23 protein-coding genes and 2 pseudogenes are annotated in these 25361 nt (G+C 65.2%); 11 read left to right on the plus strand and 14 right to left on the minus strand.

Going from position 1 to position 25361, the window contains the following annotated elements:
- Positions 1–88: 88 nt before the first annotated feature.
- The 3 genes and pseudogenes from ACO057_RS01325 (at position 89) to ACO057_RS01335 (ending at position 1936) form a co-directional block, all read left to right on the plus strand.
- A pseudogene (locus ACO057_RS01325) lies at positions 89–764 on the plus strand (IS630 family transposase).
- An 87-nt stretch (positions 765–851) separates the two neighbouring features.
- Positions 852–1602 (plus strand): IS5 family transposase gene (locus tag ACO057_RS01330; protein WP_421988545.1). Its coding sequence is split into 2 segments (ribosomal slippage): positions 852–1189 and positions 1188–1602, totalling 753 coding nucleotides; the frame shifts between segments, so codons are not numbered across the junction.
- 124 nt (positions 1603–1726) lie between these two features.
- A complete protein-coding gene (locus ACO057_RS01335) occupies positions 1727–1936 on the plus strand; it encodes a hypothetical protein (protein WP_421988546.1) in 210 nt (69 codons plus the stop codon).
- 165 nt (positions 1937–2101) lie between these two features.
- Here the strand turns inward: ACO057_RS01335 and ACO057_RS01340 are convergent, their stop codons facing one another.
- From ACO057_RS01340 to rfbF, 10 genes are read right to left on the minus strand one after another with little or no spacing between them, the layout of a single operon-like run.
- Positions 2102–3850: a hypothetical protein gene (locus tag ACO057_RS01340; RefSeq protein WP_421988547.1), complete on the minus strand. Its 1749-nt coding sequence runs from the start codon at positions 3848–3850 to the stop codon at positions 2102–2104.
- The gene (locus ACO057_RS01345) at positions 3847–4827 is read right to left on the minus strand and encodes a glycosyltransferase family 2 protein (protein ID WP_421988548.1); all 981 of its coding nucleotides are present in this window, start codon (positions 4825–4827) and stop codon (positions 3847–3849) included. The genes ACO057_RS01340 and ACO057_RS01345 overlap by 4 nt, the downstream gene beginning before the upstream one ends.
- A 2-nt stretch (positions 4828–4829) precedes the next feature.
- Positions 4830–5543, minus strand: a complete 714-nt coding sequence (locus ACO057_RS01350) for a class I SAM-dependent methyltransferase (RefSeq protein WP_421988549.1) — start codon at positions 5541–5543, stop codon at positions 4830–4832.
- 6 nt (positions 5544–5549) lie between these two features.
- Entirely contained in the window at positions 5550–6296 is a 747-nt protein-coding gene (locus ACO057_RS01355; protein ID WP_421988550.1) for a class I SAM-dependent methyltransferase, read from the minus strand.
- A gap of 16 nt (positions 6297–6312) precedes the next feature.
- Positions 6313–6702 carry a GtrA family protein gene (locus ACO057_RS01360; RefSeq protein WP_421988551.1) on the minus strand — a complete coding sequence of 130 codons (390 nt, stop codon included), beginning with the start codon at positions 6700–6702 and terminating at the stop codon, positions 6313–6315.
- Positions 6699–7613: an NAD-dependent epimerase/dehydratase family protein gene (locus tag ACO057_RS01365; RefSeq protein ID WP_421988552.1), complete on the minus strand. Its 915-nt coding sequence runs from the start codon at positions 7611–7613 to the stop codon at positions 6699–6701. The genes ACO057_RS01360 and ACO057_RS01365 overlap by 4 nt, the downstream gene beginning before the upstream one ends.
- Complete coding sequence (locus ACO057_RS01370) at positions 7610–8512, minus strand: transketolase family protein (RefSeq protein ID WP_421988553.1); 903 nt, start codon at positions 8510–8512, stop codon at positions 7610–7612. The genes ACO057_RS01365 and ACO057_RS01370 overlap by 4 nt, the downstream gene beginning before the upstream one ends.
- The gene (locus tag ACO057_RS01375; protein WP_421988554.1) at positions 8509–9423 is read right to left on the minus strand and encodes a transketolase; all 915 of its coding nucleotides are present in this window, start codon (positions 9421–9423) and stop codon (positions 8509–8511) included. Before ACO057_RS01375 ends, ACO057_RS01370 begins: the two co-directional genes overlap by 4 nt.
- Positions 9327–10379 (minus strand): CDP-glucose 4,6-dehydratase, encoded by a 1053-nt coding sequence (gene rfbG / locus ACO057_RS01380; protein WP_421988555.1) that lies wholly within the window; start codon positions 10377–10379, stop codon positions 9327–9329. The genes ACO057_RS01375 and rfbG overlap by 97 nt, the downstream gene beginning before the upstream one ends.
- Positions 10379–11146, minus strand: coding sequence for a glucose-1-phosphate cytidylyltransferase (gene rfbF / locus ACO057_RS01385; RefSeq protein WP_421988556.1), 768 nt, complete (start codon positions 11144–11146; stop codon positions 10379–10381). Before rfbF ends, rfbG begins: the two co-directional genes overlap by 1 nt.
- A 564-nt stretch (positions 11147–11710) precedes the next feature.
- On the opposite strand from rfbF, the pseudogene ACO057_RS01390 reads away from it, so the two are divergent.
- Positions 11711–11836: pseudogene (locus ACO057_RS01390) on the plus strand (hypothetical protein); the annotation flags it as partial.
- Positions 11837–12476: 640 nt separating this feature from the next.
- Here the strand turns inward: ACO057_RS01390 and ACO057_RS01395 are convergent.
- From ACO057_RS01395 to ACO057_RS01405, 3 genes are all read right to left on the minus strand, one after another.
- A complete protein-coding gene (locus ACO057_RS01395; RefSeq protein WP_421988557.1) occupies positions 12477–12680 on the minus strand; it encodes a cold-shock protein in 204 nt (67 codons plus the stop codon).
- Between the two features lie 324 nt (positions 12681–13004).
- Positions 13005–13313: a hypothetical protein gene (locus ACO057_RS01400; RefSeq protein WP_421988558.1), complete on the minus strand. Its 309-nt coding sequence runs from the start codon at positions 13311–13313 to the stop codon at positions 13005–13007.
- A 189-nt stretch (positions 13314–13502) separates the two neighbouring features.
- The gene (locus tag ACO057_RS01405; protein WP_421988559.1) at positions 13503–18371 is read right to left on the minus strand and encodes a PAS domain-containing protein; all 4869 of its coding nucleotides are present in this window, start codon (positions 18369–18371) and stop codon (positions 13503–13505) included.
- 347 nt (positions 18372–18718) lie between these two features.
- On the opposite strand from ACO057_RS01405, the gene ACO057_RS01410 reads away from it, so the two are divergent.
- The gene (locus ACO057_RS01410) at positions 18719–19480 is read left to right on the plus strand and encodes a class II aldolase/adducin family protein (protein ID WP_421988560.1); all 762 of its coding nucleotides are present in this window, start codon (positions 18719–18721) and stop codon (positions 19478–19480) included.
- A gap of 77 nt (positions 19481–19557) precedes the next feature.
- Here the strand turns inward: ACO057_RS01410 and ACO057_RS01415 are convergent, their stop codons facing one another.
- Complete coding sequence (locus ACO057_RS01415) at positions 19558–19974, minus strand: hypothetical protein (RefSeq protein WP_421988561.1); 417 nt, start codon at positions 19972–19974, stop codon at positions 19558–19560.
- Between the two features lie 387 nt (positions 19975–20361).
- On the opposite strand from ACO057_RS01415, the gene ACO057_RS01420 reads away from it, so the two are divergent.
- Genes ACO057_RS01420 through ACO057_RS01445 form a run of 6 tightly spaced genes read left to right on the plus strand, consistent with a single transcriptional unit; the run spans position 20362 to position 25359 of the window.
- Entirely contained in the window at positions 20362–21489 is a 1128-nt protein-coding gene (locus tag ACO057_RS01420; RefSeq protein ID WP_421988562.1) for an ABC transporter substrate-binding protein, read from the plus strand.
- 4 nt (positions 21490–21493) lie between these two features.
- On the plus strand, positions 21494–22363 hold the full coding sequence (locus ACO057_RS01425) for a branched-chain amino acid ABC transporter permease (protein ID WP_421988563.1): 870 nt from the start codon (positions 21494–21496) through the stop codon (positions 22361–22363).
- Complete coding sequence (locus ACO057_RS01430; protein ID WP_421988564.1) at positions 22360–23235, plus strand: branched-chain amino acid ABC transporter permease; 876 nt, start codon at positions 22360–22362, stop codon at positions 23233–23235. Before ACO057_RS01425 ends, ACO057_RS01430 begins: the two co-directional genes overlap by 4 nt.
- Positions 23232–23987 (plus strand): ABC transporter ATP-binding protein, encoded by a 756-nt coding sequence (locus ACO057_RS01435; RefSeq protein WP_421988565.1) that lies wholly within the window; start codon positions 23232–23234, stop codon positions 23985–23987. The genes ACO057_RS01430 and ACO057_RS01435 overlap by 4 nt, the downstream gene beginning before the upstream one ends.
- Positions 23984–24691 carry an ABC transporter ATP-binding protein gene (locus ACO057_RS01440; protein WP_421988566.1) on the plus strand — a complete coding sequence of 236 codons (708 nt, stop codon included), beginning with the start codon at positions 23984–23986 and terminating at the stop codon, positions 24689–24691. The genes ACO057_RS01435 and ACO057_RS01440 overlap by 4 nt, the downstream gene beginning before the upstream one ends.
- A gap of 11 nt (positions 24692–24702) precedes the next feature.
- Complete coding sequence (locus ACO057_RS01445; RefSeq protein WP_421988567.1) at positions 24703–25359, plus strand: glutathione S-transferase family protein; 657 nt, start codon at positions 24703–24705, stop codon at positions 25357–25359.
- The last annotated feature ends 2 nt before the right edge of the window (positions 25360–25361 follow it).

Genomic DNA, 25361 nt, shown 5'->3' on the forward strand with positions numbered 1-25361 from the left:
GCGCTTCTCGACCTGAATGAATCGTGGGTCTTCCCCGACACGAGGGAGATCTGATTCAAGCTATCTGTCGGCGAGGAGGCCGACAGAGATGTCGAAGGCCCTTTCAGTCGATCTGCGGGAACGTGTGGTGGCTGCGGTCACGGGCGGCGCATCACGCCGCGCCGCAGCGGCGCGCTTTGGTGTTGGGATATCGAGCGCCATTCGCTGGTGCGCGATGGCCCATGAGACGGGATCGGTAGCTCCCGGCCCGTTGGGAGGCGATCATCGATGAGACCTGGGCCAGCACGAACATGGCCCGCACCCGTGGCAAAGCCCCACGGGGCGAGCGACTGCGGGCTGCCATCCCACACGGCCATTGGAAGACCACGACCTTCGTCGCCGGGCTGCGCAACACGGGCATGGTCGCGCCCATGGTGCTCGACGGGCCGATCAATGGTCTGAGCTTCCAGGCCTATATCGATCAGGTGCTCGTCCCAGGGCTGCGACCGGGCGACATCGTCGTCATGGACAACCTCGGCAGCCACAAGCGGCCCAGTGTCCGGGCCGCCATCGAAGCCGTTGGCGCGAGCCTGCTCTACCTGCCGCCCTACAGCCCCGACTTCAATCCAATCGAGAATGCCTTCGCCAAGCTGAAGGCGCTGCTGCGCAAAGCCGCCCAACGCACCGTCGACGGGCTTTGGAACGCCATCGGGCGCATCAGCGAACTCTTCTCGCCCACTGAATGCGCCAACTACTTCAGCGCAGCAGGGTATGACCCAGAATGATCGGAAAACGCTCTAGGCTCCAAACCCAATCAGTTGTGGCATCGACGCGCGAGGATGTGATTCACGATCTTTGGGAGGTCGTGGATCATGGAGCATGAGTTTTGGCTGAGTGATGTTCAGTGGGCGGCGCTCGAGCCGCACCTGCCGCGTAACCAGCCTGGCGCACATCGGGTGGACGATCGGCGCGTGATCAGCGGGATCGTTCATGTTCTGAAGCATGGTGGCCGCTGGCAGAACTGTCCGCGGCGCTACGGCCCGCCGACGACCATTTACAACCGCTATCACCGATGGTCGCAGCGTGGCGTCTGGCAGGGCGTGTTCGCAGCCTTGGCCGAGGCCACGCCGGGCGGCGTGCAGTTGATCGACAGCACGACCGCCAAGACGCAGCGCAGTGCCGCTGGTGGAAAAGGGGGGCCGACGCTAGGCCATAGGACGGTCTCGCGGCGGCAGGGGGACCAAGATCCACCTTGTCGTCGACGGGCGAGGACGCGTTCTCGCCTTTGTCGTGAGCCCAGGTCAGATGGGCGATATCCGAGCCGCCCATGGTCTGCTGGCCAACCTTCCGCCCTCGGCTCTTTGCGCTGCAGACACGGCCTATGACAGCAATGGCCTACGCAGCTTTCTCATCGCGCGCGGGACCTTGCCGGTCATTCCCAACAATCCCACCCGCAAGCATCCACACCCCTTCGACGAGAAGCTCTACAAGCTGCGAAACCGCATCGAACGCACCATCGGGCGCCTCAAGGATTGGCGACGCATCCACACCAGATACGACAAGCTCGCCAACAACTTCGCCTCAACTGTCGCCATCGCCGCCATCCTCATCGGATGGACCTGATTGAGTCCGGAGCCTAGCGTTCAGCGAGGCCCACCACTACACAGGGCCCCTACCCACGCGATGGCAATGCTCCGTGTGGCATCCCTTTGGCGGATGCTGTCGATCCACTTTGGGGTCTATGAGCATGAGCCTGGCCGCGGCACGCGCCTACATGCAGACGATCCCCGGCGCCGCGATGACCGCGCCCTGGTATCTCCAGCACTTCAAGGCGGTGGATGCCGCGAACCGAGGCGACATGCGCGCCGTGCTGGCCGTGGTCGCGAGGGGAGACCGTCTCGGGGATGGAGGGCATCTGGGTGTCGGTCAACGGCGACCAGCAGATGGCGGATTTTGAGCGGTTCCGGGCGCTCCTCGCCTAACCCACCGCCAGCCCCGCCTCATCCCCGCCAAGCGCCTCACGCACTCGGCGCGGCCTGGGCCGCTCCCACGCCTCTCGGGGCAATTTCAGTGGGGCTTTTGCTTGCGGCTGAGGCGTGAACTCCTTCCCCCTAAGTCTGATCTAATTCCAGCCATAGGCACCGACCCGCGGAACGGTGAGCCATCGCAGGAAGCCGAGCCGCGGAAGGGATGGGCCACGGAGCAGGCGCTCCTCCGCAAATGCATCAGGGTATTCCGGCAAGTCGAGGCGACAATGAGCAGTGCACTGCCAGGTGGCACCGATCGTCAGCGCCGGATCCACTGGCCGGGGCCGGTTGGCGAGCAGCCAAGCCCGCTCGCCTTCGCGTAGCAGCACAATTGGCGCTCCATCGGGGCGCGAGCCGAAGCTCATGCGAATGTCGTTCGCTCCTGGTTCCGCCACCCGGTCCGCCACAGCAATGTGCTTGCCGAGGGCAAGGCGCGCATATTCAGTCCAGTAATTGCCCATCCCAAAGGGTAGCTCCGACGGAAACCCTACGACAGAAATATGTAGCCAGAGGTTTGGCGCATGAAGCCGCGCGCCATCAGGCAACGAATCGGCAACAAGGGCAAAGGCGGCCCATCGCTGCTGGTTAGCCGCCATCCCGTCTCGGTTGATCAAGTTATAGGCCAGCGTACATGTGCAGAGCGCGCCGAGGCCTAGTGCCAAGACGCCTCGTACGGGCCAGGACTTCCACCGCAGGGCCAAGAGCGCCGAACTGGCGAAGACCAGCGTGAGGAAGCCCGCCTGGGCGTGCGCAGTAGCCAGTGCGCCTTGCATGTAGGCCATGCGCAGCATGTGCTGGTAATGCGCCGAGAGCGCCACCACGCCAAAGGGCACTAGCATTAAAAAGATGCCGGCGACGATCAGCAATAGAAGACCGGTCCGCCGTGGCGCTAGCCCACAGAAAACCGCAAGGAAACCGGCTGTCCAGAAAGAGAGCACGATACCGAAGCCGAGTGGGGCGGCGACCATGGTCTGCCAAAGCACGGCGGCGCTGAGCATACCCGGCAGAGGCGGCATGATTGGAGGCTGGATATACAGGCTCACTCCCTGCCATATTGCGAATGGCAGGAGCCCCTTGCCTAATAGGACCCCTAGGGCCAGAGACCAACCCGCCGGGTCGAAGGCGACGGACATGCGCGCCTCATCCTGCGCCGGTGGCAGCACCATTCGAAAGACGAAGAAGCTTACTAGTGCAAGCGCCCAAACGACGAGGAAAGGTATGGCCAGCCTAAAGCGCGCAGGCCAAGTTTCGCGGGTCAAGATGACGATCGTCAGCGTCGCGGTCGGAAAGAGAATGAAGTTAAATTCCGGCCAGACAACGCCGATCACGAAACAGGTTAAAGAGAGTGCGAGCCAGCGCCGGCCGCCATGCTCGGCATGGCGCAGAAGCGCCAAGAGAGAGAGCACTAGCAGCATCAGGGAATTGAGCCCGTGTAACGGGTAAGCCAGGGGCGGCATGAAATACCAGTGAAGCGCGTATCCCCCCGTCAAACACATCACCCAGCCGCAAGCTGCGGCGCCTCCGACCAGGCGCCTGATCATGAAGGCAGAGCCTCCGACAATAATGAGAAGCTGGCCAAGCACTGCGGCATCGCCCAGCAATCCCAATGCCATGATTCGTTCCATGAGCATGGCCGCGGGTACGTTGAGCAAGTGGCTTATGCGCCGCCCGAATGATGATGCGACCCACCAACCGGCCTGCCAAAGCCCAATCTCTCCATTGCGAGCTACTATATCGAAATAGATATCGTCACCGTTGGTCAGCCGGATTCCTACCAGCGCCCAGCCGGCCAGGAGGCATCCGATGGAAGCGAAAATTACCGGCAACCGGTGCATGCGGCTCAACCGTGTGGACCAACGCCCGACTGGGCTGGCGGAAGGTCCAGGTTAATACGCTCGCGCTCCACAACCACTGGACCGCGTCGGACCTGTGCGTGGATGGCCGTAATATATTCACCCATCATACCAATAAACATAAGCTGCACGCCCGAGAAAAAGAAAAGCGCGGCGATTATCGTCATGGTGCCAGGGGGCGCCAGCCCGGGAATGATCAGGCCTGCTATTACCGAAATAACAGCATAGAGGATCGCGATGACAGAAATACCGAATCCGAAAAAGCTACAGATTCGCATTGGTACATCGGTGAAGGCGAAGATACCATTCATCGCCTGGTCAATTAACCGCAATGCATTGTTCTTGGAAATTCCACGTTTCCGGGCTTTCCACGTATAGGGGAGAATCAGGCGCCGGAACCCTGCCGAGGCGATGATCCCGCGAATATAGGGGTACTTGTCATCGTGGCTGACAACGACCTTCCAAACCTTGCGATCAATGAGTTGGAACTCACCCACATTTTCGGGAATCTCGAAATCCGAGAGTGTGTTCACGATACGGTAAAAGATGCGCCGACAGCTGCGCAATGCCCAAGTCTCTTCCCGGTTTGCCCGCGCGCCGGCGACCACCTCAATGCCGCTCTCCCAATGGCGCACCATCTCTGGGATAAGCTCAGGGGGGTCTTGAAGGTCGACCGGCAGGAAGACGAGGATCGCATCGCCCGTGGCGTATCGTAGGGCATTGAAGTTGGAGCGAAAGGGACCGAAATTGCGTGCGTTGAGGATAACCTTAACCGCGGGGTCTTCCGCCGCCAGCCGACGCAGGATCCCTACAGTCCCGTCCTGGGAGCAGTTGTCAGAGAAGATGTGCTCGCGCTCGTGGTGCGCGAGCGGCCCTCCTGGCGCAAAGAGTTCGAGGACGGCGGCGTGGCAGACTTCGACATTCTCCTCCTCGTTGTAGCAAGGGGAGACGATTGAAATACGCGCCAAGTTCAGGCCCTTGCAGTGATGAAATGGGATTGAGCGAGCCAGCGTGTTAACACCGCAGCTTCCAAGGCGGGCTCGACGGCCAGGATTGGTCGGGTGAGCACGGTCGGTAGCCCCGGCAGCAGGAAGTCGCGTGTCGCGACCTCGACCTGGCGCCAGCCCGCCTGCGGGAGGGCGCGGCGCAGCTCGCCCGGCCTGAAGGCCATCTCATCAGGCTCCAACTTCGCGAAGCGCCGGCCAATACGTGTGCGGAAGATGAAGGCGCAATACGGGTTGTATAAGTTCGGCTCGATGAAGGCCAAGCCACCACCCGGCTCGGTCAGGCCGTGCAACCCATGCAATATCTCGGGGAGCCGCATGACCAAATGATGCAGGATGCCATTGCCAAACACGAGGTCGAAGCGGCCAAGGCGCAGCGGGTCGTCGCCGAGCAGGTCCAGCTTCTCGTAGCGCAGATTTGAGGCTTGGTATGTGGCGCGCGCCTGCTCAAGGAAGGCGTCGCTGATGTCCACGGCCACAACGTCGGCATTAGTCCTTGCCGCCACCTGAGCCGCAGCCTCGCCGGTACCGCAGCCGATCTCCAGGATGCGGCGCGCGCCTATGCGCGCCGCCTGCGTGGCGAACCAGTCTGTGCGCCGGCGCATGCGCAGCGGTGTGGTGCCCACGGGCGCGAAGACCTGATTGAAGCCGCGCTCGTCCTGCAGCCCGATCCTCGACATGTCCGCTCAAGCCTTCCGCGCAAAGACACCGTAGCCCAAGGGATCGGCCTTCGAGCCCCAACCAAGTCGAATCGATAGATGCGCGATTCCAAGTGCGGTTAGCGCCGCGAGCCCTACGAGGGGCAGCAACGGTAGACGCCAAACCAGCGCCATTGAAGGTTGGATGAGGCGCATGCAGACCACGATCAGCTTGTTGGCAATGGTGGCTAGGTCGTCGCCACGCTCCTCCACCTTCACCTCACGGAATCCCGCGAACAATTCGGCCAGCCTGTAGCGGGTGAAGCGGTGATAGTCGTGAGGCGCATGGTGCACCCGCGCCGAAAAAGGCACAGTCGCAGCAATTGTTCCGCCGGAGCGCAGCACCCGCAACATCTCGGCGACCAGCCCGACCGGATCTTGGGCATGCTCCAATACCTCGGTGCACAGGATGTGATCAAAGCTGTCATCGGGAAACGGGATGTGCAGGCCGTCGAAATTAACAATCTCGGCATTGCGCGTCATGCCGAAATCCTCAGCGGCGGGTACGTCGATCCCAGTGTAGCGCGCATCAGCCGGCAGCAGCCCGCGGAACGGCATCTCGCCGCATCCGACATCAAGCACACCGCCCCGCATACCCGCCAGGATCGGGGACAGGAAGCGGAGGCAGGTCAAGAGCTGCAGATCCACTGTTATCCGCAGCGCGAATAGCAGACGCCCGAGCGTCCCTTCGGCCCGGCGAATGGGAATAGGCTTAAAGTCCTCGGCGACCAGCATCGAGTTCATAGGCTCCTCATGGCGCAACCTGTGAGGCCTGTCCACGGAAGACGAAGAATCGCATGCCCAGGTATCCATAGACGGCCAGCACTGGTAGTAGCGCCGCCTGCGAGAGCAGGGGCCCGGCGCCGAACAAACTAAGGGCATGCAACAATAGCAGGTTCAGTCCGCATAGCGTGGCATAGAAAAGAAGGAATCGGGGGAGCAACCGGTACGACGTACTGCCGAAGACGAACCCCCCATAGCTCAGGAAGTTGAACAGGAAACCTAAGACCGTGCCGCCAGCCACGGCCACAGCTAACGGGGCACCTAGCAGGATGAAAGCGGCATAGGCGGCAAAGCCGAAGCCGGTATTCACCAATCCGGCCACCAAAAACCGCAGCACGCGCCGAAATTCACCTGTCACGTGCAAGCCCGATACCAAGCCACAGTACGTTCCAGCCCTTCCCCGATAGCGATGCGGGGCGTCCATCCAGTCGCCCCGGTCAACCGTGAGATATCGGCCTGCATGTACATTACTTGGTCAGGTCGAAAGGGAATCTCGCCGAAGACGAGCTCCATGCCAGGCGCGGTAAGGTCGCGGAGACGCTCGACCACATCGCGGACGCGCACGGCGCAGCCGGAGCCGAGGTTGAACACACCTTGGGCCGTAGGTGCGGCGGCAGTGGCCAGAATGCCGCGCGCCACGTCCTCGACATGCAGCCAGTCCCAGCTTTGGGTGCCGAGAGTTGTACGCGGGCGCCGCCCGGCGAGCATCTCGGTGATCAGCATCGGAATCAACCAGCCGTCATTGTCGCCCGGCCCATAAGTAGAAAAGAGCCGAAGCCAAGCGTGCCGCAACCCGGCCTGCGCTGCCAACTGCCGCGTTAGAAAGAGCGCCGCCACTTTCGACGCGCCATAGAGGCTAGTCGGCTTGGGCAACGCATCCTCGCCCATGTCGGAGCCGGCGCCGTACTCGGCTTGGCTTCCGAGCCCGATGAAGGCGCGGGCGCCGGCTGCGGCAGCCGCCTCTGCCAGCGCGCAGGCGACGCTGAGGTTGTCACCGATCTGCGTGCGATCGAAGCGGGCAGCATTGGCGACGCCGGACCAAGCCAAGTGCAGAACTACTTCGGGCTGATGCGCCAAGACGGCTTGTGCCAGCGCATCGGTATCGCGCAGATCCAGATCGATGCGAGAAAAACGCCCAATGAATGGGGCGAGCCGTGTGGACGCGTTACCCAGGCGGATGGGCGCCGCAACGTCATGACCCGCCTCTATCGCAAGCCGCACCACCTCGGCGCCGACAAAGCCAGAGGCGCCAGTTACAAAAAGTCTCACAGCAGCGCCGCCGCGTGGTCCTCAACGGGGCCGAGGCGGTCTAGCAGCCAGGACTGGCTGCCGATCTGGCCGCGCAATGCGTCCGTCACGCCGAACTTACCGAAGCGGGGGCAGAGGCCGGCCGCGAGCAGCACCTCGGCGACGCGAGTACCCAGTCCGCCGGAAACGCTGTGTTCCTCTACGGTCAGCACAGCGCGGTGCCCTCGTCCTGCGTCCCGCACGGCCTCTTCATCCAGCGGCTGTATGCCAGGGAAGCTAGCCACGCTGGCCGAAATGCCCCGTTTGGCCAACACGTCGGCCGCCGCCAGCGCGCGGCCGAGGATGGGCCCCGTAGCGAGTAGCGCGACCTCGGTCCCACGCCGCATCCAGATGGCGCGGTCCAACGCCACGGGTGTGGTTGGCTGATGCAGCAGCGGTTCGCCCGAGCGGCCCAGCCGCAAATAGGCCGGGCGGCGCCGCTCAAGTAGCTGCGGCAGCAGCGCCGTTGCCTCATGAGGGTCGGCGGGGCAAGCTACTGCCATGTGTGGCAGCGCCGCCATTATGCCGAGATCCTCCACCCCGTGATGGGTGTAGCCCTGCGCCCCATACGCCAGCCCTCCGCCGACAGCGATCACCGTCACGGGCAGGTCGTGGTAGCAAACGTCGTTGCGCAATTGCTCTAAGCAGCGCAACGTTGGGAAATTCGCAATCGAGTAAACTACGACACGGCGGCCCGTGAGCGCGAGCCCCGCCGCGATGCCTACCATGGCCTGCTCGCAGATTCCGACATTGGCGTATTGTGCAGGCAGCGCCTCAGCAAAATGCTCCAGCACGGAATAGCCAAGGTCCGCGGTAATCAGCATTACGTCGGCATTCGCCTGAGCGTAGGCAGTCAGTGCCTGAATGGTCTCAGTCCTCATGGACCCGCCTTCACTTCGGCCAATGCCTGTCCGAGCTCCACCGCGTCTGCGCTGCGATAGTGCCAGGCCAGCCGATCTTCCATGAAGGAGACGCCCTTGCCTTTCACTGTATGCGCGACGATCGCCGTCGGCCGTCCCGGAAGCGGTGGCAGACCGGTTAGTGAGGCGAGCAATACGTCATGGTCATGCCCGTCCACCTCCTGGACGCCCCAGTTGAAGGCTCGAAATTTTTCCGCAAGCGGGTGAAGATCGCTCACTTCCGAGATGCGCCCGAAGCTCTGAATCTTATTGTAATCCACCACGAGGACGAGGTTCTCAAGGCGAAAATGCTGGGCGAACTGGATGGCCTCCCAATTCGAACCTTCGTCCAGCTCGCCGTCGCTTACGATGCAGAAAGTTCGCCACGACGCGTCGTCACGCTGCGCTGCCAGCGCCATGCCGGCAGCTACTGGCAGGCCATGACCGAGCGAGCCGGTAGAGAGCTCCACCCCCGGCACAGTGCGGGTAACATGGCCCGAGAGTCGTCCGCCATCCGCCGAATAAGTGTCGAGCTCGGCTACCGACAGAAAGCCTACTTCCGCAAGCGCAGCATAGACAACTGCAGCGGCATGCCCTTTGCTGACCACGAGCCGGTCTCGCTCCAGCCAGTCTGGGCGCGCGGGATCCACCCGCAGGACGCCACCGTAGAGAACGGCCATGATGTCGGCCATCGAAAGGCATGAGCCGACATGCGAGGCGCGCGCCAGATGCGTCATCCGGATAGAATGTGCGCGCAGCCGACGGGCAAGGTCCCGCGTCTCGGTGTGGTTCCGTGTCACGCGGTGATACCTGCAATCTGCGCGCGGGTAATGGCTCGCATGTCCTCGCCGCGGGCCCAGGCGGCATACCACATTGCCGTCATCTCTACGCACGTAGCGAAATCAAATTTCGGGCGCCAGTCTAGTACGGCGCGCGCTTTAGCGCAGTCGAGGTTAAGCAGGCGCGCCTCATGAAGTGCGCCTGCCTCGGACGCTATCTCGACGCGGCCGCGACCGAGCGCGGCGACCAAGGCATGGGCCACGTCTCGCACCGGGCGATTCTCCGAACCGTCCGGGCCGATGTTCCAGGCCTCGTCGATGCCGGTGGGCGATGTGCAGAGCCGTTCGGCAAGTGTAAGATATGCATGCAGCGGCTCCAGCACGTGCTGCCACGGACGCACTGAGTCGGGGTTGCGAAGGTGCACTACGCCGGCCTCACCCAGACAACCGCGCACGATGTCAGGAACCAGCCGGTCAACGGACCAATCGCCGCCGCCGATGACATTGCCTGCGCGCGCCGTGGCGATCCGAGCTGGGTGCCGGCCCGGCCCGAAGAAGCTTCGCCGCAAGGAAGCCACGGCGATCTCGGCGCAGCATTTGCTAGCGCTATAGGGGTCATGGCCGCCGAGCGTGTCGCCTTCGCGATAGCCCCATGGCCACTCGCGATTCTCGTAAACCTTATCGGTCGTTACGACGACGACAGAACGGACCTCGGGGCAGCGCCGCACGGCATCAAGCAGCGAGACCGTCCCCAGCAGATTGGTCGCAAAGGTCTCGACCGGCGCCTCGTACGACGGTCTCACCAGCGACTGCGCAGCCATGTGAATCACCACCTCTGGCCGGGCCTCCGCGAACAGGGCCTCGAGTGCCGCACGATCATTGATGTCGGCCTGCACAAACCGGCCGCGTTCGGCCGTGCCGAGAATGTCGTGCAGGTTGAGACCGCTTAAGTGCGGAAGTGCGAGGCCCGAGACCTCCGCCCCCAGCTCCGCCAGCCAGAAGGCGAGCCAAGCACCCTTGAAGCCGGTATGGCCGGTGACAAGCACCCGGCGCCCTGCCCAAAACCGCATCACCAGCACTTCCAGGGTGGGCTGCCGGAGGCCCAGAGTTGCTCCAAATAGGTACGATCGCGAAGCGTGTCCATGGGCTGGAAGAAGCCATGGTGACGGAAAGCGTGAAGCTCACCCTCGGTCGCCAGCATCTTCAGCGGCTCCTGCTCCCATACCGTGGTGTCACCTTTCAGCATGCGGCCGACCTGCGGTGAAAGGACAAAGAAGCCGCCATTAATGAAGCCTCCTTCACCTTGCGGCTTCTCGCGGAAGTTCGTGACTATATCGCCCTCCATCTCCAGTACGCCGAAACGCCGGGGCGGATAAACCGCGGTAACGGTGGCGAGCTTTTTGTGCGCACGGTGAAAGGCAATGGAGGCGGAGACGTCGACGTCAGCTAAGCCGTCTCCATACGTCAGGCAGAATTCCTCGCCCTCGATGCGATCAAGCACGCGGGCTAGGCGGCCACCGGTCATGGTCGCCTCGCCTGTATCGATCAGCGTAACTCGCCAATTCTCAGCTTCATTGCGATGAGTGATGGAGCTATGCGCTGCCAAGTCAAATGTCATATCGGACATGTGCAGCGTATAATTCGCAAAGAATTCCTTAATAAGATGCCCTTTGTGACCCAAGCAAATTATGAAATCTGTAATATTGTGGGCCGCATATATCTTCATGATATGCCAAATAATTGGACGGCCGCCAATGTCAACCAGAGGCTTAGGCTTCACGATAGTTTCTTCGCTGAGCCGCGTGCCTAGGCCTCCTGCCAAAATTACCGCCTGCATACCCGCACCTAAATGAGCCTGTCGGTTGGCATTAACGTACAGCTACGCTTTCAGCAAACGCCGGCCGGCCGAGCCAGGCGGACGAATTCGGACGTTCCCGCTCGCAATTTGTCGGGCCACCACTGGCCGAGGAGCCCCTCTTGGCGCGGGAGCCCGTCGCGGAGCTGCTTGAGCAGTTCGACACTGGCGTGATGATGCCAAGGAGCAGGTGGCGGACGTGGATCGGGACCACTCGTCGCGGTGACACAGGCCAACGCGACGCTGGCGGCCATTACCGCGTGTCGAAATACAGCTCGCGATGCGCTGCAGCATGAGCAGCTTCGCCCTCCTGGCCTTCCCATTCTGCCGCTCGCCGCATCGCCGATAAACGCGCAGACGAGATGCCGGGTAATCGCCGGCGACACCATCCGCTGCGGCGACGAGCGCGTCCGGATCATGTGCTTGGACGCGCCGGAGATGTCAGCCCGATGCCCGCGCGAAGAACAACTGGCGCGGGCCGCGACGACCCGAATGTCGGATCTCATCGCCGGCGGCGTAACGCTATAGCCGCGCGGCCGCGACCGGTATGAGCGGCTACTGGCTGTGGTTCGGAACCCGCAGAGGCGCGACCTTGCCGAGGCAATGATCCGCAAGGGCCTTGCGGGGCCCTACGGCGGTGGCAGACGGGAAGAGTGGTGCGCGCCGGGGTGAGTGTAGTTCGCGGCTGGAGCCGGTCAGCGCCGTGGACGGTTCCATACCCCTACCCCGCTCCGAAACGGTCGATCTCTAATTGGCCATTACGGAATTTATACATTGCGACAAAATAGTATTTCGAAGATTATAAATCAATATATCTGGGATTATATTGTTAAATTCGACATCATTATACTTTAAAGGTACTTCCAATTTACCTGCCAGTTGCTCGAGGTCAGAACTTCCAACAAGCGCTTCCAACTCGGCTAGAACGGGTCCGGAACCGCGCGTCGACCCACCTCGCTTCAGACGGCCCGGGCGCTCTTGGGCCTGTGGCCGGTCATGCCAGCGATGCCGAGATCATCCACCCCTGCCTCATGTCGTCGGGCCACCGCCGTGCGGCGAAACTCCCTGAACCACGGCCCGCAATGCCCGGCAGTCCACGATGCGAATCGGCAGGCAGGCCCTGAGCAGCGGCCGCACCGAGCTCCGCAAAGATTATGAACGAAAGTGTAGGCCGCACCCGCTTCCACCTCGCCTGCGCGGTGGGTGGGGCTGAAGATACGCAAGCCGTGCAACGCAAAACGCCCGCCCTCGCGAGGAGGACGGGCGTTAATGCTGCGATCAGCGGCAAGCCGCCGTTCGAAGAAGGCGGGGGTCAGCCCGCCTTGAGATTCACCGCAGATGTCTTGCCGCGCTCTTCCGTCAGGTCGAAGGAAACCTGCTGGCCATCATTGAGGCCCTGCCAGCCCGCTGCCTGAACAGCAGTGATGTGCACGAACACGTCGCCGCCGCCGCCGGTCGGCGAGATGAAGCCGAAGCCCTTGGTGGCGTTGAACCACTTAACGGTACCTGAAGCCATTCGCTTAATTCCTGATCACATGCGTGCGGAAATTCCGACGCAAATCGCCAACTCAAGCCGGACAAACGGGACTTATCCAGCTGGTCTTTTAGAGAGCTTCTGGGATCGGAACGGCTGAACGAAGGCGAGACCAATGGCGCAGATCAGTCGACGCATGTCAAACACGGCAACTTCAGCCCGGCCCGCGCGCGCTGGAGATCGTGCCGCGCGCGTCGCAATAGCTTGACGCGGGCTCGCTCGATATGGGGCGCGGTGCTTCGGCTGCGCCTCCGCCGGCCCCACCTCCGCAGCCTGTCCGGGGATGTTGAAGCCGGCCGTCCTGTCTCAGCGGGTGAGGTGCGGATTGCTTCGGGCGAGGCGTTCGTCCACGAGGAAGCCCAGCACCGCGTCACACAGGGGCTGCTTGATCTCCTCGGGAAGCTCTATGGCCGGCTGCGGCCTACCCCCCGCATCCTTGTAGGTCGGCAGGTGGATCGAGGTGCCACCGGAGGGCAGATGCCGTGCCTGCACGCCCCGGATAACGAAGCGCACACCGTCAACGTCCAATTGAACGTCCACCAAGGCGAAGACGTGCTTGCTGACACAGGGCTGCGCGTTGCCCACGGTGCAGGTGATGATTGCGGTGTCGCTCATTCAGCTTAGGTTAAGCTTTCCGTGGGCGATGCCAAGCACTTTTTGCAACAGAAACCTGCTCTCGGGCCTCAGTACTCGTTCTCCGGGGCGCCGTTGCTTCTTCGAATTCCCTGACCAGGCAGCGACAGTTCGGCAAGAACCGGCGCGGCCGCGCCGGATCACCACTGAATCGCTGCTGGAATCCGGGCGTCACTCAGCCGCTCGCCGTTCCGCCTCCAGAATCTGCTTCAGCTCCACGAGAGCCGTCTCGGCCTGGGTCAGCTCCAGGTCATCGAAGCTGGTCTGCGCCCGTTCGGCGAGATCGCGTCCGCGCCGGCCCGCGAGGCCCGCGCGGATCCCGTCGAGCAAAGGCTGCGCCGCATAATCGCCGGCGACCACCAGGGGCAGCGCCGCATGTATGGAGGCGAGCACGCTCCCCTGCCCGGCCTCTTTCTCCGGGTCTGCCGGCAGCAGGGGCAGGCTGGCGCGGACGGCCTCCAGCAACTCACCCAGCCGCAGGTCGAAGGCGGGCAGGAGGCTGGCCACCGCGGCAAGATCCCCCTCGGTCGCCGCCGCCTCCAGTTGGCCGGCCACCGCGCAGACCGCCGTCGCGTCGAGATAGGACGCGCTGCCCCGGATGGTATGGGCCAGGGCCGCGATCTCCGCAGCCAGGCCGTCCTGCAGGCTCTGCCTCATCCGCCCGGTCGTTCCCGTGAAGTCGCGCAGGAAGCCCTCGAGAAGCTGGCGGACCCGCCCTGGGCTTCGCCCGCCGAGCCGCCGCAGGAGGGCCGGTGTGTCGAGCCGCAGGGGGGTGGACGCCGTCTCGACGGTCGCGTCGGCGGAGCTAGCGCCTCGATCGGCAGGCGCCAGCAGATCGGCCAGGATCCGGTAGAGCGCCTGCTCGTCGATGGGCTTCGTCAGATGCACCGTCATGCCGGCATCCAGGCTCGCCTTCTGGTCCTCGGTCCGCGCCTGCGCCGTCAGGGCGATGATCGGCAGGCTGGCCCAGCGCGCCTGGCGGCGGATCTCGCGCGTCGCGGCCAGGCCGCCCATCCGGGGCATGTGGAGGTCCATCAGCACGACGTCGAAGGCATGCGCCTCCAGCTTCTCCAGGGCGTCGAAACCGTCGAGCGCGACCTCCACCTGCATTCCGGCCTGCGTCAGAAAGTCGCTCGCGACCTCGCGGTTGAAGGCATTGTCGTCCACGACGAGCGCCCGCTTGCCCGTCAGGATCGAGAGGAGGGCGTTCCGGTCCGGCAGGCCGCGGCGGCGTCGGGCCTCCTCGTCCGCCTCCCCGGATCCTTCCCCGGGATCCGGCCGGCCGAGGATCTCGCAGACGGTGTTGAACATCGTCGATTCGGTGATGGGCTTGATGAGAATGCCCTCCAACCCGAGCTGCTCCGCGGCGCGAAGGACCTCCTCCCGGCCGAAGGCGGTGACCATCAAGACGGCCGGTATCTGCTCCAGCCCGGCCTCGGCCCGGATCATCCGCGCGGCTTCCAGCCCGTCCATCGACGGCATCCGCCAGTCCATGAGCACGATGTCGAAGGGGCAACTTCTCGCCACCGCCGCGCGCAGCGCCGGCAGGCATTCCTCGCCGGAGGTCACCCCTTCGGCCTCGAAGCCTAAGCCCAGCATCATGTCGACGAGGATTTCGCGGGCGCTCGCATTGTCGTCGACGATCAGCGCGCGCCGGCCGGACAACCGCAGCCGGCCCGATGCGGCGGCCTGCGGCGGTTGCGTCCCGGCTCCGCGCCCCGCGGGCATGGTGAAGGAGAAGATGCTGCCGTGCCCCGGCTGGCTCGTCACCCAGATCCGCCCGCCCATCATCTCGACAAGCTGCCGGCTGATGGCGAGGCCGAGGCCGGTGCCGCCATACTTGCGCGCAGTGCCGGACCCCGCCTGCATGAAGGGCTGGAAGAGCCCGGCCACCTCCTCGTCGCTCATCCCGATGCCGGTGTCGCGGATGTTGAATTGCAGGATGTGCGATCCGTCCTCACGGGCGGTCGTGGCCACGGAGACGACGACCTCGCCCTGCGCGGTGAATTTCACGGCATTGCTGACGAGGTTGGTCAGCACCTGCCCCAGCCGGAGCTGGTCGCCGCGCAGGCTGCGCGGGACGTCCGGTGCGATGGAGAAGGCGAACTCGATGCCCTTCTCCTCCGCGCGCATCGCCGTGACGGCGGACAGGGATTCCAGCACCGATTCCAGCGTGAATCCGGTGTCCTCCAGCTCCAGGCTGCCCGCCTCGATCTTCGAGAAGTCCAGGATATCGTTGATAATGCCCAGCAGCGTCTTGGCCGAGGTCTCCACCTTCTCCAGGTAGTTGCGCTGCCGCGGCGTCATTTCCGTGTGCAGCGCCAGCCGCGTCATGCCGATGACGGTGTTCATGGGCGTGCGGATCTCGTGGCTCATCGCGGCGAGGAAATCGCTCTTGCTGCGCTCGGCCGCCTCCGCTTTCTCCTTGGCATCCTGCAGGGCCTGGGCTGCGAGCTTCTCCTGAGTGATGTCGCGCATGATCCCGTCCCAGACCGTGCGGCCATCCGCCTGGGCGCGGGGGGCCGAGCGGAAGTGCATCCAGACGCCGCGGCCATCGCGCGTCTTGACGCGGACCTCCTGGTCGAACACCGCGCCGGCCGGGATCGAGCGGTCCACCGCGGCCTGATAGGCCGGGAGGTCGTCGGGATGGATCAGCGAGAGGAAGACGCCGCGGTCCTCGATGACCTCGTCGGCGGTGATGCCGATGAGGCGCTGGATGCCACCGCTCACATAGGTCAGGACCAGCGTGCCGCCAGGCTTCTGCTCGAGCCGGTAGAGCGCGCCGCTGGGAAGGTTGTCGGCCAAAGCGGCGAGGCGCGCCTCATGCTCATGACGCTCCGTGACGTCCTGCAGCGTTCCCGAAAGCGCGACGACGCGGCCGTCTTCGTAGCGGATGGCCTGTCCGCGGATATGGGCGGGGAAGGAAGTGCCGTCGGACCGCAGATGCGTGATCTCGACATGATAGGGCATGCCCGTCTCGACGCAGCGCTTCCGCGCGCTTTCCACCCGCTCGAGACTGTCGGGCGTCATGAGACCGCGCAGATCCCGGACCGTCAGCGGGGTGGCCGGGTTCCAGCCGTTCATCTCGTACATCATGTCGGAGGATCGGAAGGCCCCCGTGTCCAGATCCAGGTTCCAGCTGCCCATCCGGGCCAGCTGCTCGGCCTGGCGCAGGAAGTCGTAGCTGTCCTGCAGCTCCTGCTCCGCCAGGCGGCTTTGCGTGATGTCCTGGAGCACGCCGACCGCCCGATGGGGGATGCCCGCGCTGCCTGCGATCACGCAGGCCGTCGAGCGAACCCAGCGGACCTCGCCGTCCGGACGGACGATGCGGAAGACGATTCCGTAATTCTCCTGGCTGGCGGCCAGCTCGGTCAGTGTCGACCGATCGACCGACGTCACGCGCCCGGCGTCTTCGGGATGGATGCAGCGCTTCCATTCCCCCATCGTCGTCACCGGCTGCGCGATGGAGCGCCCGACGATGCGATGCCAATGCTCGTCGCATTCCAGGCGATCGGCCTCGATTTCGTAATCCCAGACGCCCAGGCCGCCGACCTGCGTTGCCAGCGTCAGCCGTTCGCGCTCCCGCCGCAGCTCGGTCTCATTGGTCTTTCTGGCGCTGATGTCCTCGATGACGCCGATCCATTCGCGGGCTGGCCCCTCGCCCTCCAGAAGCGGCGCACCGCGCGTCCGGAGCCATCGCCAGTGCCGGTCGAGCCCCATGAGGCGGAACTCGACGTCGATCTGCCCCTCGCACGCCAGGGCGGCCTCCCAGGCCTGATCCACACGCGGCAGGTCGTCGGGGTGCGTCATCGCCAGCCAGCCGTCGCCGCGCGCCTGCTCGTCGGGAATTCCGGTGACGCCCTGCAGGCCGGAGATCTCCGTGACCGGCCCCGATCGGGCGCGGCGCCAGAAGGCCAGGGCGCCAATGCCCGCGATGGTCCGATAGCGCAGCTCGCTCACCGTCAGCGCCTCCACCATGGAGCGCTCCGCCAGCGCGCTGCGCCGCATCGCGGCCTCGGCACTGGCCAGAGTCTGCCGGAGCGTTTCGAACTCGGCGACGAAGGCGCCGGGTACCTCCTTCGAGATCCCGAGCCCGGGCCCGCCCCCTTCCGCGACCGAGCGGGCATGGGCCGCCAGCTGATGGATCGGGCGCAGGACGCGCCGGGCCAGAAGGAGACCGAGCAGGAGCGCCGTGGCGATCGTCAGGCCCGAGGCGATGAGCATGGTCCGCAGCGGCTGCTGCCAGCGGGCCTGGAAGGCCGACAAGGGCTCGCCGACGACCGAGACCCATCCAGGGGTGCCGCTGATGGCCTGGAAAGCAAACACCACGGAAGGCCCTTCGAGCGCGCGGGCCTCGAAGAGGCCGCTCGCCGTTCCGAGGGCCATCAGCCGCCCCCAGTCGGGCACCGGCCTGCCGATGAAGGCCTCGGCGTCCCGCGAGCGCGCGATGACGTGCCCGGCGCCATCGGCGACTGCGAGGACCAGGCTCGTGTCGAAGCCGCGCTCCCGCTGAAGCGTGCGGATCAGCGCCCCCGGCTGGCCGACCATGACGGCGACGCGCGAGGCGGCGGAATCGCGTGGCGCGGGGGCGGCGATGGCCAGGCTCGGCGTCCCGTCATCGGCGGCGAAGATGTTGGAGACCGCGTAGCGCCCGGTTGCGGCGGCCGTCGCGGCCAGCCTTTCGACCGGGCTGACGGAGTGCGCCGTGAGCGCCGGCAGCACCGAGATGACGCGGGATGGCTGGCCGTTGCGACGAGGCTCCGTGTCCGGGGGATCGCCCTTGTTGATCTCGCTCCCCCCATCATGATCGGCCAGCAGGCGCGCGGCGGTCATAAGCTCGCTGCTGACCGATTGGGCGACGACATGCGCCGTTTCCAGCAGGTGCTTGTTGGACGCGTCCCGGTAGGACTGATCGACGCCATAGAGCGAGATGCCCAGGACGCCGAGCGTGGGAATGAAGACGAGGAGCAGGAGGCCCAGCAGGCTGGCTTGCAGCGATACGCCGCGGGCGAGCTTACGGCGCTGTGAGAGCAAACCCATCAAAAAGATGATCCTTTTCCGGATCCGCCGCTCTCCCTAACATGCCCGCCAAATTGCGCGGAGTGTGAATTTTACTGATGATTACCCCGTCTCGACATTGTTTGACGTGATGGGAATGGTCATCGTCCTGGGTGGATGGATCTTTGCAAGGCCACCTCGCCATTTCCCTTCAAGTCCATGCGCCGTGCTTTCAGGGACGCGCCGCTAGACCTTTCGCGGGGAGGTCGAGTTGTGCCGTCGAGTGCCGCCCCGCCCGCCATCCGATCCGCGCGGGAGCGGTCTCTGTACGCCGGCGGCGCTCAACCGCTAGCCTGTCGCCAACGACAAATCATCCAAGGAAATTTCCGATGTCCGCTGCTGTGAAGCCCGCATCCGCCAGCATGAGCGACGCCGAATGGCAGGCGCGCTGCGACCTCGCCGCGCTGTATCGCGTCGTCGAATATCTCGGCTGGACCGACCTGCTGGAGACGCACATGACCGTGCGCGTCCCCGGCGAGCCCGGCGCTTTCCTGATCAACAACTATGGCGACATGTTCGACGAGATCACGGCCTCGAGCCTGGTGAAGATGGATATCGAAGGCCGCGTGCTCGGCGGCGGCACCAAGTACAATGCGGCCGGCTTCACCATTCACAGCGGCATCTACAAGGCCTGCCCGGACGTCGCCTGCATCATGCACTCCCACACCCGCGCCGGCGCGGGCATCTCCGTGCTGCGCCAGGGCCTGCGCCCGATCAGCCAGGACGCGCTGCACGTGCTCGACGACGTTGTCTACCACGAATACGGCATCCCGACCTCGGAGGAGGAATGCATCGCCCTCGGCCAGAGCGCGCAGAAGGGCGGCTCGCTGATCCTGCTGAATCACGGGTTGCTCAGCGCCGGCCAGTCCATCCCGGCCGCGCTCTATCGCCTCTACATGCTTGAGCGTGCCTGCGAAGTGGAGATGATCGCGCGCAGCATGGATGAGGCGCCGGTCCTCATCGAGCCCCACATCGTCGAGCGCGCGGCCAGGCGCCAATCCACGATGCGCAGGCAGCCCGAATATGGCGTGCGGCAATGGGAGGCGCTGCGGCGGCGCATCGACCGGGACGGCGCCGACTACAAGCGCTGATCGGACGGCCTTGCCACGTCAGCCCGTGGTGCTTCTGGCATCCTGGCTGATTCTTCCCCCCGACGGAGATGCGGGCGTCACCCTATCGGGTCGGTCGGCTCCGTGTTTTCCCGGGCGAGCAGGAAGGCGGCGATGCGGTTGACCTCGTCGAGAAGCGCGATCGCGAGCCGGGCGAGCGCCTCCTCCGGGCCCCGAATATCCGCTGTCGCGGGGCGGCTGTGGGTACGCGCCAACGCTCTGGCCTGATCCAGCAAGGCAAGGCGAAGCCCGATCCAGGCGCCGTGGGCATCGGGATGCGATGCCGCGCCGAAAGCCTGGCCGCGGGCCGTCCCCTCGTGCGCGCCGCGTCTTTTTTCAGGTGAGTGGTGCGGCGTGGCGGCCATGGGTCGGCCGTGGCTCGTATCGGCGGGAAAGTAAGGCGCGCACATGATCTGGTCCCTGGTCACGACCTCCGGCCGCCGTCGACAAATATTCCCCGCGAGAATCGCCTCCATCGAAAGCATATTCACTTAAGGTTTGATGATTAGAGAGCCTTGCAGCTGCCCCGCCAACCGTCCAACAGTTGCATTTCGCATGGAAAATGCGGCGCATCGGTTGCGACGTCCTGGCGCCGGCAATTGCCGGTTGAATCCCTTAGAATCACTGATGCCTGCAACCGAATTCCAAGCGGAATCGCAGGCATCGTCGCCCTGCCGGCCCCCTGAGGCGAAGCCGCGACCATCCGGCCCGACGCCTCCGCCAAAGAGAGCGATGCCTGGGATCCGCCTTCCCGCCAGACATCGTTTCGATCACGTCGCCGGAAGGAGAACGGGGGCGCGGTTGACATGCCGACGAAGCGCGAAGGAACATGCATCCCACAAGAATTACTTAGGGAAACGGCCATGAATGGCTTCACTACGGGGCGCCGCGCGCTCTTGGGCGGCGTCGCCGCGACATCCTTGATCGGCCGCTCGCAGGCGCAGTCCGCCGCCCCCTATATCGTCGGCACCCTCTTCCCGATGAGCGGCGCGAATGCCGAATACGGCACGGTCTTCACGGCCGGCGCCGCGCTCGCCGTGCAGCACATCAACGCCGACAGCATGTTGCGCCGCCCGCTCCGCATCCAGGCCGAGGACACCCAGGCCCTGCCGCAGCAGGGCGTGATCGGCATGACCAAGCTCGTGAACGTGGACCGCGCGCATTACGTGCTCTCGGCCTTCACGGCCGTCTCCAAGGCCGTCGCGCCGGTCGGCGATCGCGCCAAGACCGTCATGGTCAATGGCGGCGCGGTCGGGCCCGATCTCTCGGGCCTCTCGCCCTATTTCTGGAACGTTATCCCACTCGCGCATCTCGAGACGCAGGCGCTGCTGCCCTTCATGATGCAGCGCAACCTCAAGCGCGTGGCGCTGGTCTATGTGGACGATCCGCTGGGCGACGCCATTCTCGGCATCCTGCGCACCTCGCTGCCGCAGGTCGGCGGCTCGCTGGTGGGCAGCTTCTCGGTGCCGCGCACGGCGCAGCAATTCGCCCCCGTCGCCGCGCGCATCCGCCAGACGCGGCCGGACGCGGTCTATATCGCCTCCTTCGGCGCGCAGCAGAGCCAGATCATCAAGCAGCTCCGCGACAACGGCGTGTCGCAGCCGCTCGTTTCCTATTCGGCGATGAACATCGACAGCGTGCGCACGCTGACCGAGGCGGAAGGCCTCATCTTCACCACGCAGAGCACCGATTTCGAGGGCGGCGATGCCGTCACCCGCCGCTTCGCCACCGACTTCAAGGCGCGCCACAACGCCGACCCCGGCACCTACCAGGTGAACTACTACAACGCCGTCCGGCTCTTCGGCCTGCTCGCGCAGACGCTGGAGCGCGAGAATGCCGAGGTGAATGGCGAGAACCTGCGCCGCGTGCTGCTGGCCCAGCGCGAGTTCGACCTGGTGGGCGGCAAGGGCCGCTTCGACGATCTGGGCAATATGAGCGCGGCGCTTCAGATCACCGAGATCCGTGGCGGACGGCTGGTCAAGATCGGCTGACCCAGTGCTTCTTTTCCAGCTTCTGTTGCAGGGGCTGCAGGTCGGCGCGCTCTACGCGCTGACCGCGGCCGGCTTCGCCCTGATCTTCGGCGCGACGCGCATCTTCCACTTCGCACACGGCTCGGCCTTCACGCTGGCCGGCTACACCTTCCTCTTCGCCACCAATGCCGGCTGGCCCTGGCCCATCGCCGCGCTGGCGGGCGTCGTGGTGGCGATGCTCTTCGGCATCGGCATCTACTGGTTCGTCTACCGGCCGATCCAGCGGCATGAGGGCTCCTTCTTCACCGTCTTCGTCGCGGCCTTCGGCGTGGGCATCGTGGTGCAGAATCTGGTCGGCATGTTCGCCGGGCGCGGCTTCGCGAGCGTGGACACGCCGTTGTCGCGCGCCGTCGAGGTGCTGCCCGATGTCTATCTGGCCGAGGTCTTCTGGGTCGCGATCGGGCTGTCGCTGCTGCTCTTCCTGATGCTGTCGTTCTTCCTGACGCGCCACAATGCGGGCGTCGCCCTGCGCGCGCTGCACCAGAATCCCGACCTGCTGCGCGCCTATGGGCTCTCCTCCACCAAGCTCTCGCTGCTCGCCTTCGCCGTGGGCTCGGCCCTGGTCGCGCCCGCCGCGATCCTGACGGCGATGACCTCGGGGCTGAACGAGGCGATCGGCCATCAGGTCATGCTCATCTCCATGGCGGCGACGATCGTGGGCGGCGTCGGCTCGCTGCGCGGCGCGGCCCTGGCCGGCCTCATGCTCGGCGTCGCCGAGGCGGTGGCGCTGAACTTCGTCGATACGCAATGGGCCGAGGCCGTCTCCTTCCTCGTGCTCTTCGCCTTCATTATCTTCCGCCCGAGCGGCATCTTCGGGATCGCACAAGCACGATGATCGCATATCTCACCAACCTCGCCTCGCTGGGTGCGATCTTCTGCATCCTGGCGGCGACGCTGAACGTGGCCGTCGGCTATGCCGGCATCTTCAGCGTGGCGCATGCGGTCTTCTTCGGGCTCGGCGCCTATGCCGGCGCGCAGGTCTCGCTGCTGCTCATCCCGGACGCGCTGGTCGCCATGGTGGTCGCAGCCCTCGTCGCGGGCTCACTCTCGCTCTGCCTGGCGCTGCCGGCCCTGCGCGTGCGGGGCGAGTATTTCGTCGCCGCCTCGCTCGGCCTGCAGATGATGGCCGTCACGCTGTTCAGCGAGGCCAAGACCCTCACCGGCGGCATCGGCGGACTGACGGGCATCCCGCGTCCGCATATCTTCGGCATGGAGGTCAGCACATTGCCGGTCGCGCTCTGCGCTCTGGCCGTGATCCTGCTGGCCACCGCGCTGCTGATGCGCAGCGCCTTCGGCCGCACGCTCCAGTCCATCCGCGACGCCGAAAGCGCGGCCGAGGCGCTGGGCAAGAACGTCGCCGCCGCCAAGGCGCTCGCGGTCGCCTTCGCCTGCGCGGGCGCGGGTGTCGCAGGCGCGCTCTTCGCCATGCACATGCAGTTCGTGAACGTCGAGAGCTTCAACCTCGATCAATCCGTGCTGATCATGGCCATGGTCATCATCGGTGGCACGGGAACGCTGTGGGGACCGCTGGTGGGGGCGGTGATCCTGCTTTCGCTGCCGGCGGGTCTGTCCTTCCTTCCCTTCATTCCCTCCACGGAGGTCGGCGCCGTGCAGCAGGTGATCTACGGCCTCGCCATGACGCTGCTGATGATCTTCCGCCCGGCCGGACTCGTCGGCGATCTCAGCCGCGGAAAGAGCCACGCATGAGCGCCCCTCTTCTGGTCTGCGAGGGCCTCTCGCGCTCCTTCGGTGGGGTGAAGGCCGTGGCGGGCGTCTCGCTCTCGCTCACCGCGGGGATGGTCACCGCGCTCGTCGGCCCCAATGGGGCGGGCAAGACGACCTGCTTCAACCTCATCACCGGCAATCTTCGCGCCGATGCCGGCAGCGCGATGCTGCGCGGGCAATCGATCATGGGCCTCAAGCCCCATCGCGTGGCCCGGATGGGCGTGGCGCGGAGCTTCCAGGATCTGCGGCTCTTCAGCCACATGTCGGTGCGCGACAATGTCCGCACGGCGACCGAGACCTCATCCTGGTTCTGGCAACCCGGGGGGGCGGCCGCCCGCCGCGCCCGCGAGGCCGCGACGGAGGAGGCGCTGGAACGCACCGGCCTGACCGCGCTCGCGGAAGCCCGCGCCATCGACCTCGCCTATGCGGAGCGCAAGTTTCTCTCCATGGCGCGCATCCTGGCCGCGCGCGCCAATATCTGGCTGCTAGACGAACCGGCCTCCGGTCTCGACCTTTCCTCGCGCCGGCGCTTCGGCGAGTTGCTGAAGGAGGCGCGGCGCCAGGGCGTCGCGATCTGTCTCATCGAGCACAATCTCGACGTGGTGACGGAACTGGCCGACCGCATCGCCTTCCTCGACCAGGGGCTGGTGCTGGCGGAGGGCGATCCGCAGACCATCCTGCGCGACCCGAAGCTGGCCGCGATCTATTTCGGCGATCGCGAGGACGCGGCATGAGTGCATTGAAAGCCACCGGCCTGCGCGCCGGCTATGGCGGGCGCGCGGTGCTCGAGGATATCTCGCTCACGCTCGGCGAGGGCGAGATCGTCACCCTCGTCGGCCATAACGGCGCAGGGAAGTCCACGCTGCTGCGCGTGCTCTTCGGCCTGCACCGGCCCGATGCCGGGAGCATACGGGTCTTCGGCCAGGAGCTGGCGGACCACAGCCCGGCCGCGCTGGGCGCCGCCGGCCTGGCGCTGGTGCCCGAGGGCCGCGGCGTCTTCCCTGACCTCACCGTGGACGAGATCTTCGGCCTCGCCTTGTGGGCCGCAGCGGTGCCCAAGCCGGAACGCGCGGAGCGCATCGAGGAGGTGCTCGCGCTTCTCCCCCGCATCCGCGATTTCCGGACGCGCCGCGCGGGCACGCTCTCCGGCGGGCAGCAGCAGATGGTCTCCATCGCGCGCGCGCTGCTCACCCGGCCTCGCGCGCTGCTGCTGGACGAACCGTCCATCGGCCTCGCGCCGAAGCTGTTCCAGGATCTGCTGGCGCCCATCGCGGCGCTGCGGGAAAGCCGGGGCATCGCCATCCTGCTCGTCGAGCAGAATGTCCGCGAGGCTTTCGCGATTTCCGACCGCGTGCTCGTGATGAAATCCGGTGCGATCATCGAGGAAGGGCCGCCCGCGGCCTTCTCCGATCACGCCCGGCTGATGGAACTTTTCTGAAGGATATGTCGATGCTGACGATCTATGGCTGCTACCGCTCGCGCGCCTCGCGCAACCTCTGGCTGGCCAATGAGCTCGGCATGGAGGTCCGGCACGTGCCCGTCCTCCAGACGGATCGCGTGAAGGACAAGTCCGCGCCGGACGCACCGATGCACACGCGCTCGGAAGCCTTCCTCAAGGTGAATCCGAACGCGCGCATCCCTTCGATGACGGATGGCGAGCTGCGCCTGCATGAGTCGCTCGCCATCAACCTCTACATGGCGAAGAAGCATGGCGGCCCGCTGGCGCCGAAGGACCTCGCCGAGGATGGCGAGATGACCATGTGGTCCATCTGGGCCATGACCGAGGTGGAGCCGCACTCCATCCAGATCCTCTACAACCTCGCCGCCAAGCCGCCGGAGCAGCGCGACGCCGCGCTGGCCGCCCGCTCGATCGAGGCGCTGGCCGGTCCCTTCGCCGTGCTGGACGAGGCACTGGCCAGGACGGGCTACATCGTCGGCGGCCGCTTCACCGTCGCCGACATCAACCTCGCCGAGGTCGTCCGCTACGCCATGCCCGCGGCGCAGCTCTTCGACGCCGCGCCGCGCGTGAAGGCCTGGCTCCAGGCCTGCCATGCGCGCCAGGGCTTCAAGGACATGGTGGCCGCCCGCGACAAAGAGCCCGCATAAGA

The sequence above is a fragment of the Roseococcus sp. genome (genome assembly GCF_965227005.1).
GTDB lineage: Bacteria > Pseudomonadota > Alphaproteobacteria > Acetobacterales > Acetobacteraceae > Roseococcus.

Bases quoted from the DNA above. Each gene is read 5' to 3' on its own strand.
- ACO057_RS01415 (WP_421988561.1), bottom strand. From the start codon at position 19,974: ATGGAGGCGATTCTCGCGGGGAATATTTGTCGACGGCGGCCGGAGGTC.
- ACO057_RS01420 (WP_421988562.1), top strand. From the start codon at position 20,362: ATGAATGGCTTCACTACGGGGCGCCGCGCGCTCTTGGGCGGCGTCGCC.
- ACO057_RS01410 (WP_421988560.1), top strand. From the start codon at position 18,719: ATGTCCGCTGCTGTGAAGCCCGCATCCGCCAGCATGAGCGACGCCGAA.
- ACO057_RS01430 (WP_421988564.1), top strand. From the start codon at position 22,360: ATGATCGCATATCTCACCAACCTCGCCTCGCTGGGTGCGATCTTCTGC.
- ACO057_RS01350 (WP_421988549.1), bottom strand. From the start codon at position 5,543: ATGTCGAGGATCGGGCTGCAGGACGAGCGCGGCTTCAATCAGGTCTTC.
- rfbG (WP_421988555.1), bottom strand. From the start codon at position 10,379: ATGCGGTTTTGGGCAGGGCGCCGGGTGCTTGTCACCGGCCATACCGGC.
- ACO057_RS01445 (WP_421988567.1), top strand. From the start codon at position 24,703: ATGCTGACGATCTATGGCTGCTACCGCTCGCGCGCCTCGCGCAACCTC.
- ACO057_RS01335 (WP_421988546.1), top strand. From the start codon at position 1,727: ATGAGCCTGGCCGCGGCACGCGCCTACATGCAGACGATCCCCGGCGCC.
- ACO057_RS01405 (WP_421988559.1), bottom strand. From the start codon at position 18,371: ATGGGTTTGCTCTCACAGCGCCGTAAGCTCGCCCGCGGCGTATCGCTG.
- ACO057_RS01440 (WP_421988566.1), top strand. From the start codon at position 23,984: ATGAGTGCATTGAAAGCCACCGGCCTGCGCGCCGGCTATGGCGGGCGC.
- rfbF (WP_421988556.1), bottom strand. From the start codon at position 11,146: ATGCAGGCGGTAATTTTGGCAGGAGGCCTAGGCACGCGGCTCAGCGAA.
- ACO057_RS01400 (WP_421988558.1), bottom strand. From the start codon at position 13,313: ATGAGCGACACCGCAATCATCACCTGCACCGTGGGCAACGCGCAGCCC.
- ACO057_RS01395 (WP_421988557.1), bottom strand. From the start codon at position 12,680: ATGGCTTCAGGTACCGTTAAGTGGTTCAACGCCACCAAGGGCTTCGGC.
- ACO057_RS01355 (WP_421988550.1), bottom strand. From the start codon at position 6,296: ATGCTGGTCGCCGAGGACTTTAAGCCTATTCCCATTCGCCGGGCCGAA.
- ACO057_RS01435 (WP_421988565.1), top strand. From the start codon at position 23,232: ATGAGCGCCCCTCTTCTGGTCTGCGAGGGCCTCTCGCGCTCCTTCGGT.
- ACO057_RS01370 (WP_421988553.1), bottom strand. From the start codon at position 8,512: ATGAGGACTGAGACCATTCAGGCACTGACTGCCTACGCTCAGGCGAAT.